The following is an 8913-nucleotide window of genomic DNA, read 5'->3' on the forward strand; positions in this document are numbered from 1 at the left end:
ATCAACCAACAAACCTCATTCTTATAACGCCTACCCACACCCCCCAGCGCCGCACCCCCACACCCCCACCCCTTTTTTTGGGGGGGGGCGTGGGGGGGCGGCCCCACCCTCTTCAGGGAGAGAGCTTAGAGTAGATCAGTTGCCTTCATCGTCTTTGGGTGTGAGTCAGTGAGCCTTGCCACCTTTCCTCCTGCTGCTGATTCCCACAGGGATCCCCGCAGCGATTGGCGGTTGCTGCGGCTGCTCTGGCCCTATGCCCGGCGGCACCTGAAGCTGTTGTTGGCCGCCTTGGCCTTTTTGCCGCCCCTGGCCCTAGCCGATGCGGTGCAGCCCTTGATCCTGCAGCGAGCCCTGGACGGCCCCATCGCCCAAGCGCTCGCCCAAGGCAACAGTGGGATCCTCGCCGGCCTCTGGCCCTACGCGGGCCTGTTGATCCTCACCCTGCTGGCCCGCTGGCTTTTTCAAGCCTTGGAAGGGTATACCAGCCAGAAGCTGGGGCAGTTGATGACCCGCGACATCCGCAACGATCTCTTTGCCCACGTGCTGGCCCTGCCGGCCCAATTTTTCGATCGCACCCCGGTGGGCAAGTTGATTACCCGCATCACCAGCGATGTAGAAGCTCTGGGGGATGTGTTTTCCACCGGCGCGGTCGGCATCGTCAGCGACCTCTTTACCCTGGCGGTGATCGCAGTGGTGATGCTCAGCCAGCGCTGGGATCTGGGCCTGCTGCTGATCCTCATTGTCCTGCCGGCCAGCGCTGTAGTTGTCGAGCTGCAGCGCCGCTTTCGCGATGCCAACTTCCGCGTGCGGGAAGAGCTCTCCAAGCTCAACGCCTGGATCCAGGAAAACGTCTTGGGCATTGCCGTGGTGCAACTGTTTCGGCGGGAGCGGCTCAACAGCGAGATTTTTCAAACCATCAACCGGCGCTACATCCAAGAAGTGGATCAGACCATCCTCTACGACGCTGCCCTTTCCGCCGTTTTGGAGTGGGTTGCCTGGCTGGCAGTGGCCGCTCTCCTGTGGGTGGGCGGACAGCAGGTGCTGGCAGCCGGAGGGGGATCCCTGCCTTTACCCCGAGAACCCCTCACCTTCGGCAGCCTCTACGCCTTCATTCTCTTTTCCCAGCGCTTTTTCAACCCCCTGCGCCAGTTGGCGGAAAAGTTCACCGCCCTGCAGGCGGGGTTCACCGCCGTGGAACGCATCGACCACATCCTCAGCCTGCCCGTCGCCATCCAGGATCCCGTCCAGCCGCGCCACCTGCCCCCAACGGCCAAAGGGGAGGTGCAGTTCGAGCAGGTCTGGTTTGCCTACAACCCCGGCGAGTGGGTGCTCAAAGACCTCAGCTTCACCATCCGCCCCGGCGAAAAGGTCGCCCTGGTGGGGCCCACCGGCGCCGGTAAAAGCTCCATCATCCGCCTACTTTGCCGCCTTTACGAGGTAACTCGCGGCTGCATCCGCATCGACGGCGTGGACATTCGCGATCTGCCCCAGGCCGAGCTGCACCGCCACCTGGGCGTGATCCTGCAGGATGGATTCTTGTTCTCTGGAGATATCCAACAAAACATCACCCTGGGAGAGGCAGGGGATCTGGCGGCAGTAGAGCGGGTGGCCCGCCAACTTCACCTGCACGAGCTCATCCGCGAGCTGCCCCAGGGTTACGCCACCCCCGTGCGAGAGCGGGGCAGCAACCTCTCCAGCGGCCAAAAACAGCTCATTAGCTTTGTGCGGGCCCTGTGGCGGGATCCGAAAATCTTGGTCTTGGACGAGGCCACCGCCAGCCTGGATGTGGGCACGGAGGCCCTGATCCAATCCGCCCTGGAAACTCTGCTGCGGGATCGCACCGCCCTCATCATTGCCCATCGCCTTTCCACCATCCGCAATGTGGATCGCATCTTAGTTCTGCAGCGAGGGGAACTGAAAGAACAGGGATCCCACGCCGAGCTCATGGCCCGCAACGGGCTCTACGCCCACCTCTACCGGCTGCAAGATTTAGGCAGCTAGCGACCAGAACCGAAGCGAGACCCAAACGCCCGCAGGGTGGTGAAGCTGGCATCCGCAAGGGCGATGCGGGCTTTGCAGAGGAGCAGATTGCCGTTATCTAGAGCCGTGTCTTTCAGGCTGGCCAAACCGTCGCCGGCCTGCACCAGAAACCGACGGCTCCAGGTGGAGAAATTTTTGCTGAAGGTGTTGATCAGGCGTTCCATGGGGACTGCTCGTTCCGCTCTGAGTCTCCTACTTAGCCTACTCCGCCAGCAAGGGATCTCCGCAAGCCTGAGCAATTTCCGGGAAAACGTTACAGATTATTAAAAACTTGCCGTCAAGGCGGCAGACTAGCTATCATGGGGCGCAAGTCCGGCATATAACGAGAAACGGTTAGCCATGAGTCAGCGGCCAGAGGTTGTGGAAGGCGCAGAGGCCAAGCAAAAGGTGACGTTGTATCTCTCACCTGACCTGCACCGGAATCTGAAGATTCGGGCTGCCGTGGAGCGAGAGCCGATGTCGGCAGTAGCAGAGAAGGCCCTTACCTTCTACCTACTGCACCCGGAGGTCATCGAAGGGGTGCAAGGCAGCGCCTACCGCGTCCACCGCTGTCCTGAGTGCAGCCATCCGTTTGTCATCCGTAATGGAGAGGTGGTTTCGCTTCACCAGCAGTCCGCCTCTGAAGCCATCCTCGAAGAGGTGGAGCCGGAATACTGGGGAGCGGCCTCGGGCTCCGAAGAGCAACGACAAGACGAGCTGGTGCCCTGCTAAGGCTTTTTGCGCTGTTTCTTTGCGCTATTTCAAAGGTATGCCTCTTTGCGAACTTGAGCAGACAGGAGGGGTTTAGAACAAGAGTTAACAAGGAGCAAGCCAGGATATCTCAGATACCTTGAAGACAGGCAAACTCTAGACGCCGTTTCCCCTTCTTTCTGTCGGTTTCGTTCAGATTTTCCTCCGCGCAGTTGGTGTTTCCCATGCAAGAGCTCAGCATTCTCATCCAAGCTCAATACCCACTGCTCTACCTGGTCACCCCAGAGGAAGAACGGGCGGAGGCAGCTTTGGCAGCGATCGCTCGCACTCTCAAGCCGCAGCGGCGCCTGTTTATCTGGACGGTTACCCACGGCATTGTCGAATACGGCAACCCCCGCAGCCTCACCCAGCACAACACCCAATCTCCCCAGCCGGCTATTCAATGGGTGATGGAGCAAAAAGATCCCGCCATCTGCGTCTTCAAAGATCTGCACGACTTTTTGGACAACACCGAAGTCAAACGCTGGCTGCGCGATGCCATCGCCAGCTTGAAGGGATCCCACAAAACCATCTTGCTCATGTCGCCGGTGCAGGTGATTCCCGTCGAGCTGGAAAAAGACATTTGCGTAGTCGACTTCCCCCTGCCAGACATGGCCGCCCTGGAGCGCACCCTCAACCGCCAGCTGGAGCAGCTTCCCCGCGGCGGATCCCTGAGCCCTGAGACGCGGGAAAAGCTGGTCAAAGCGGCCCTGGGCCTAACGCAGGACGAGGCGGAAAAAGTTTACCGCAAGGCGGTGGTGATGCACGGTCGCCTCAGCGAGGCGGAGGTCGATATCGTTCTCTCTGAGAAAAAGCAACTGATCCGGCGCAACGGCATCCTTGAGTTCATCGAAGAAGATGAGACGATCGACGCGGTTGGCGGTCTGGAGGAATTGAAGCGTTGGCTGCTGCAGCGATCTGAGGCCTTCACCGAGCGGGCCCGTGCCTACGGCTTGCCCCAGCCCAAGGGACTCCTGATTCTGGGCGTACCTGGCTGTGGTAAGTCCTTGATCGCCAAGACCACCGCCCGCCTCTGGGGCCTGCCGCTGCTGCGCCTGGATATGGGCCGGGTCTACGATGGCTCTATGGTCGGCAAGTCAGAGGCTAACCTGCGCAGCGCTCTGCGCACCGCCGAATCACTGGCGCCGGCCATCCTCTTTATCGACGAGCTGGACAAAGCCTTCGCCGGCTCGGCAGGCTCCAGTGACTCCGACGGCGGCACCTCCAGCCGCATCTTTGGCTCCTTCCTCACCTGGATGCAGGAGAAGCGCTCGCCGGTGTTTGTCATGGCCACGGCCAACCGCGTGGATCGCCTGCCGGGTGAATTCCTGCGCAAGGGCCGTTTTGACGAGATTTTCTTCGTGGATCTGCCCAACATTAATGAGCGCATGGAGATCTTCCGGATCCACTTGAAGAAGCGGCGACGGGATATTAGCCGCTTTGATCTGCGTCAGCTAGCAGCAGCCTGCGAGGGCTTCTCCGGCGCGGAGATCGAACAAGTTTTGATTGCTGCCATGTACGAAGCGTTTGCCCAGAACCGTGAATTTACGCAACTGGACATTTTGGCAGCAACGAAAGCAACTCAACCGCTATCTCGCACCATGACGGAGCAAGTGGTAGCGTTGAGGGAATGGGCCCAGCAGCGGGCTCGGCCTGCAGCAGCCTCTGTAGCCGAGTACCAGCGGCTGGAGTTCTAGCAGGAGGCGAAAGGCCAAAAGTGCCTTGGCAGAGGCAGAGATGGCTAAACCTAACCCTTCCCCGCTAGAAGTTGCCCATTGTTTCTGTTGATGTTCCAACCCCTACACAAAGGAGAGAAACACCATGTCTCATTTTAGCACCTTGCGCACCAAGATCACCGATGGCCAGATCCTGGTTAACTCCCTGCGCGACCTCGGCTACACCGTTAAGCTGAACGCCGATGTGCGTGGCTACAACGGTCAGCGTGTTCGTGCCGACATTGTGGCCCAGTTGGAGGGCGACTACGATCTGGGCTGGTCCAAGAACCCCGATGGTTCCTACGACCTGATCGCCGATCTGTGGGGCGTGGCCAAGAAGCACAACCAAACCGAGTTGATCAACTCCATCAACCAGAAGTACGCCGTCAACAAGACCTTGGCCGAGGTGAAGCGTCCTGGCTTGAACAACGCCAACGTTAAAGTGGTGATGCACTAAGCCGGATCCGATCTCGCCATTGCTGCGGCCATCTGCGCCGAGTAGAGCAAAAGAGGGGCTGAACTCAGCCCCTACTTTTTTGCTGCTTTTGGGTTGGATGAGCCAAGCAGGAACCTACACTACGCTTCGCTGAGGGCGGCAATACCAGGCAGCTCTTTGCCCTCCAGCAGCTCCAGGCTGGCGCCGCCGCCTGTGGAGATGTGGGTCATCTTGTCCGCTAGGCCAACTTTTTCCACAGCCGCCACCGAGTCGCCGCCGCCAATGATGGTGATGGCCCCGGCCTGGGTGAGGTCGGCCAGGGTGCGGGCAATGGCTTCTGTACCCACAGCAAAGCGGTCGAACTCAAACACACCCATCGGCCCGTTCCAGACTACGGTTTGGCACCCCTGCAGGGCAGCCTGGAAGGCTTTGACCGATTCGGGGCCGATGTCCAAGCCCATCCAATCATCGGGGATCTGGTGGATGGAAACCGTCTGGGCGTTGGCGTCTTTGTCAAACTTATCGGCCACCACCACATCCACGGGTAGCAGTAGCTCCACGCCCCGCGCTTTGGCCTTCTCCATCAGGGAGCGGGCCAGCTCCAGCTTGTCGGTTTCCACCAAAGACTTGCCGGTTGGGATCCCTTGGGCTTGGTAGAAGGTGAAGATCATGCCGCCGCCCAGCAGGAGCTTGTCCACTTTTTCCAGCAGCCGCTCAATGACGCCAATCTTAGTAGAGACTTTGGAGCCGCCGATGATGGCCGCCAGAGGTCGCTGGGGGTTCTCGATGGCGCCGGAGAGAAACTGCAGCTCCTTTTCCACCAGGTAGCCGGCCACGGCAGGCTGGAGGTAGGCGGTGACGCCGGCGGTGGAGGCGTGGGCGCGGTGGGCGCTGCCAAAGGCATCGTTGACAAACAAGTCGGCCAGCGAGGCCAGCTTGCGGGCAAATTCCGGGTCGTTGGCTTCCTCTTCCGGGTAAAAGCGAACGTTTTCCAAGAGGGCCACCTGTCCGTTTTCCAGGCGGCTGACCACGGCTTCCGCCTCAGGGCCAATGCAGTCGGGGGCAAAGGCCACCGGCTGGCCCAAGAGCTGGGAAAGGCGGACAGCCACAGGGGCGAGGCTATTGCCCTCGCGGGTGATCTGGAGGGCGCCAGTCTCTTTGTCTTTTTTGATGGGGCGGCCCAGGTGGCTGGTGAGGATAACCTTGGCCCCCGCCTGGGCCAGAGCTCGGATGGTGGGCAGCGAGGCGCGGATGCGGGTGTCGTCGGTAATGTTGCCCTGGGGATCCAGAGGGACGTTGAAATCGGCGCGCACCAGCACACGCTTGCCAGTCAGATCAAAGCCGGATGACAGCAGGGATCCCAGTGTTTGTTTGGCCATCGTCGTCCCTCCCCCTGGAACCAAGAGAATCGCTTTTTTCTCCCGTATCCTACCAGGGATCGGATCCCGGCGGGAAACAAGTGCTCTCCGGGTTTTCTCCCCACCGCCAGTGGCTGGAGCGATTGTAACGGTTTGCAAATAGAATAGATAATGTTGCTCATTGTCATCATCATGCGTGTAGCCATTGCTGGAGGAGGGCTGGCGGGGCTGGCCTGTGCCAAGTATCTATGTGATGCCGGGCATCAGCCGCTGCTGTTTGAGCGGCGGGATGTGCTGGGGGGGCTGGTGGCCGCCTGGAAGGATGCCGACGGTGACTGGATTGAGACGGGTTTGCACAACTTTTTCGGCGCCTACCCCAACACCTTGCAACTGTTCCGGGAGCTGGGCATCTCCGATCGCCTGCAGTGGAAGGAACACAGTTTGATCTTCAACCAGCCGGACAAGCCGGGCACCTACTCCCGCTTTGACCTGCCGGACATTCCTGCTCCCTTCAACGCCATTGTCGGCATCCTGCGCAACAACGACATGCTCACCTGGAGCGAAAAGGTGAAATTTGCCCTGGGCCTAGTGCCGGCCATGGTGCGGGGCCAGCGCTACGTGGAGCAGATGGATCGCTACAGCCTCTTAGAATGGCTGCGCCGGCAGGGCATTGACGAGCGGGTCAACACGGATATTTTTATCGCCGTCTCCAAGGCGTTGGCCTTCATCAACCCAGACGAGATCTCGGCCATGGTGCCCCTGACGGCCCTGAACCGCTTTTTGCGCCAAAAGGACGGCTCGAAGATCGCCTACCTGGATGGCGCCCCGCCGGAGCGGCTTTGCCAGCCGATGGTGGACTCCATCGTAGCCCGCGGCGGCCAGGTGCATTTGAATGCGGCGCTGCAGGCCATCGACCTCAACCCCGACGGCAGTGTAGCGGGCTTTCGCTTTCTCACCCCTGCCGGGCCGCTTCAGGTCACCGCCGACGCCTACGTCTCAGCCCTTTCGGTGGATGCACTCAAAGAGCTGCTGCCGGCCCGGTGGTGGGAACTGCCCTATTTTCAGCAACTGCGCGAGCTGGAAGGGGTGCCGGTGATCAGCCTGCAGATTTGGTTTGACCGCAAGCTCACCCACATCGACCACTCGCTGTTTTCTCGCTCGCCGCTCTTGAGCGTGTATGCCGACATGAGCAATACCTGCCGCGGCTATGCGGATCCAGAGCGCTCGATGCTGGAGCTGGTGCTGGCCCCGGCTGCCGAGTGGATCGACCGCAGCGACGAGGAGATCTTCGCGGCCACGCTGGAGGAGCTCCAAAAACTCTTTCCCCAGCACCTCACCGGCCCCAACCCGGCGCGGGTGCGCAAATGGGTGGTGGTGAAAACGCCGCGCTCGGTCTATAAGGCCACACCGGGCCGGCAGCAATACCGTCCCACTCAGGTCACCCCCATCCCCAACTTTTTCTTGGCGGGCAGCTACACCCTGCAACCCTTCCTGGGCAGCATGGAGGGGGCCATCCTCTCCGGCAAGCGGGCAGCCGAGGCCATCAGCAAAGGGATCCCCTCCCCGGCGGCTGCGCTCTCAAGGTTGGCAACCGCAGGGGTTTGATCGCCTCATTTGGAGCAACCTGACTGTCGGGGCTATCCAGCCTGTCCGCTTTCCCGTAGTGTTGAGATGTGCCCTCGCTGTCCCCATCTGGCCCCGCGCCCCTGGAGATGAGCCCGATGAGTCCGCTGGAGCAATCTTTTGCCCTCTGCCGCCAGATCACGGCCAAGCACGCCAAGACGTTTTATCTGGGATCCCTGCTCTTGCCTCGACCCAAGCGGCGGGCCATCTGGGCCATCTATGCTTGGCTGCGGCAGACCGATGAGTTGCTGGATGGGCTGGAGGCCAGCCAGACGGCGGTGGAAGTCACCCGCAGCAAGCTGGAGCAGTGGGGATCCCATCTGGAGTCCTTGTTCCAGGGGGGGGAGCCGCAAGCCCCCACCGACCTGGCCTTGATCCACACCATCCACACCTACCGCCTCTCGATTGAGCCCTTCCGCGAGATGTTACGGGGGCAAAGCATGGATCTGGACACCCGGCGCTACGCCACCTGGGAAGACCTGCGGGTTTACTGCTACCGGGTGGCCGGGGTGGTGGGGCTGATGTGCTCGGAGATCATGGGGTTTGTGCCGGGTCGGGATGGCCGCGAGGAGGCGGTGGCCCTGGGGATTGCCATGCAACTGACCAACATCTTGCGCGATGTGGGGGAAGATGCCCGCCGCGGGCGGATCTATTTGCCTCTGGAGGACTTGCGCCGCTTCAACTACTCAGAGCGGGATTTGTTTAACTATGTCATCGACGAGCGCTGGATGGCCCTGATGGACTACGAGATCCGGCGAGCTCGGGAGCTCTATGCCCAAGCGGAACGAGGGATCCCTACCCTGCAGCCGGACTCCCGCTGGCCAGTGGCCGCTTCTTTGATACTCTACCGGCAGATCCTCAACGCCATCGAGCGCAACCACTACCAGGTGTTTCGCACTCGGGCCTATGTGTCCACCCTGAGCAAGGCGCTGGCGCTGCCGGTGGCCTGGTGGCGCTCCAACTACTACGGCTATTAGTAGTGACAGCAAGCCGTTTCCCACTGCGGATCCCA

Annotated in this window: 8 protein-coding genes; 6 read left to right on the top strand and 2 right to left on the bottom strand. The window is 60.8% G+C overall.

Going from position 1 to position 8913, the window contains the following annotated elements; all coding sequences use genetic code 11:
• Positions 1 to 168 precede the first annotated feature (168 nt).
• A complete protein-coding gene (locus tag NW852_RS12465) occupies positions 169 to 2001 on the top strand; it encodes an ABC transporter ATP-binding protein (protein ID WP_414366565.1) in 1833 nt (610 codons plus the stop codon).
• On the opposite strand, the gene NW852_RS12470 is transcribed toward NW852_RS12465, so the two are convergent.
• A complete protein-coding gene (locus tag NW852_RS12470; RefSeq protein ID WP_414366566.1) occupies positions 1998 to 2204 on the bottom strand; it encodes a hypothetical protein in 207 nt (68 codons plus the stop codon). The genes NW852_RS12465 and NW852_RS12470 overlap by 4 nt on opposite strands.
• A gap of 175 nt (positions 2205 to 2379) precedes the next feature.
• Here NW852_RS12470 and NW852_RS12475 point away from each other — a divergent pair, with 175 nt between their 5' ends.
• The 3 genes from NW852_RS12475 to NW852_RS12485 all read left to right on the top strand — a co-directional run bounded on the left by NW852_RS12475 (position 2380) and on the right by NW852_RS12485 (position 4941).
• Positions 2380 to 2751: a hypothetical protein gene (locus NW852_RS12475; protein WP_414366567.1), complete on the top strand. Its 372-nt coding sequence runs from the start codon at positions 2380 to 2382 to the stop codon at positions 2749 to 2751.
• A gap of 203 nt (positions 2752 to 2954) precedes the next feature.
• Complete coding sequence (locus NW852_RS12480) at positions 2955 to 4466, top strand: AAA family ATPase (RefSeq protein ID WP_414366568.1); 1512 nt, start codon at positions 2955 to 2957, stop codon at positions 4464 to 4466.
• Between the two features lie 124 nt (positions 4467 to 4590).
• Positions 4591 to 4941 carry a DUF1257 domain-containing protein gene (locus NW852_RS12485; protein ID WP_011429224.1) on the top strand — a complete coding sequence of 117 codons (351 nt, stop codon included), beginning with the start codon at positions 4591 to 4593 and terminating at the stop codon, positions 4939 to 4941.
• 119 nt (positions 4942 to 5060) lie between these two features.
• On the opposite strand, the gene NW852_RS12490 is transcribed toward NW852_RS12485, so the two are convergent.
• The gene (locus tag NW852_RS12490; protein ID WP_414371721.1) at positions 5061 to 6299 is read right to left on the bottom strand and encodes a phosphoglycerate kinase; all 1239 of its coding nucleotides are present in this window, start codon (positions 6297 to 6299) and stop codon (positions 5061 to 5063) included.
• Positions 6300 to 6470: 171 nt separating this feature from the next.
• Here NW852_RS12490 and pds point away from each other — a divergent pair, with 171 nt between their 5' ends.
• The gene (gene pds, locus NW852_RS12495) at positions 6471 to 7883 is read left to right on the top strand and encodes a 15-cis-phytoene desaturase (protein WP_414371785.1); all 1413 of its coding nucleotides are present in this window, start codon (positions 6471 to 6473) and stop codon (positions 7881 to 7883) included.
• A gap of 116 nt (positions 7884 to 7999) precedes the next feature.
• Positions 8000 to 8878, top strand: a complete 879-nt coding sequence (locus NW852_RS12500) for a phytoene synthase (protein ID WP_414364436.1) — start codon at positions 8000 to 8002, stop codon at positions 8876 to 8878.
• Positions 8879 to 8913 lie beyond the last annotated feature (35 nt).

Origin of the sequence: Synechococcus sp. H60.1, from assembly GCF_047462335.1 — a bacterium.
Classification (GTDB): domain Bacteria; phylum Cyanobacteriota; class Cyanobacteriia; order Thermostichales; family Thermostichaceae; genus Thermostichus.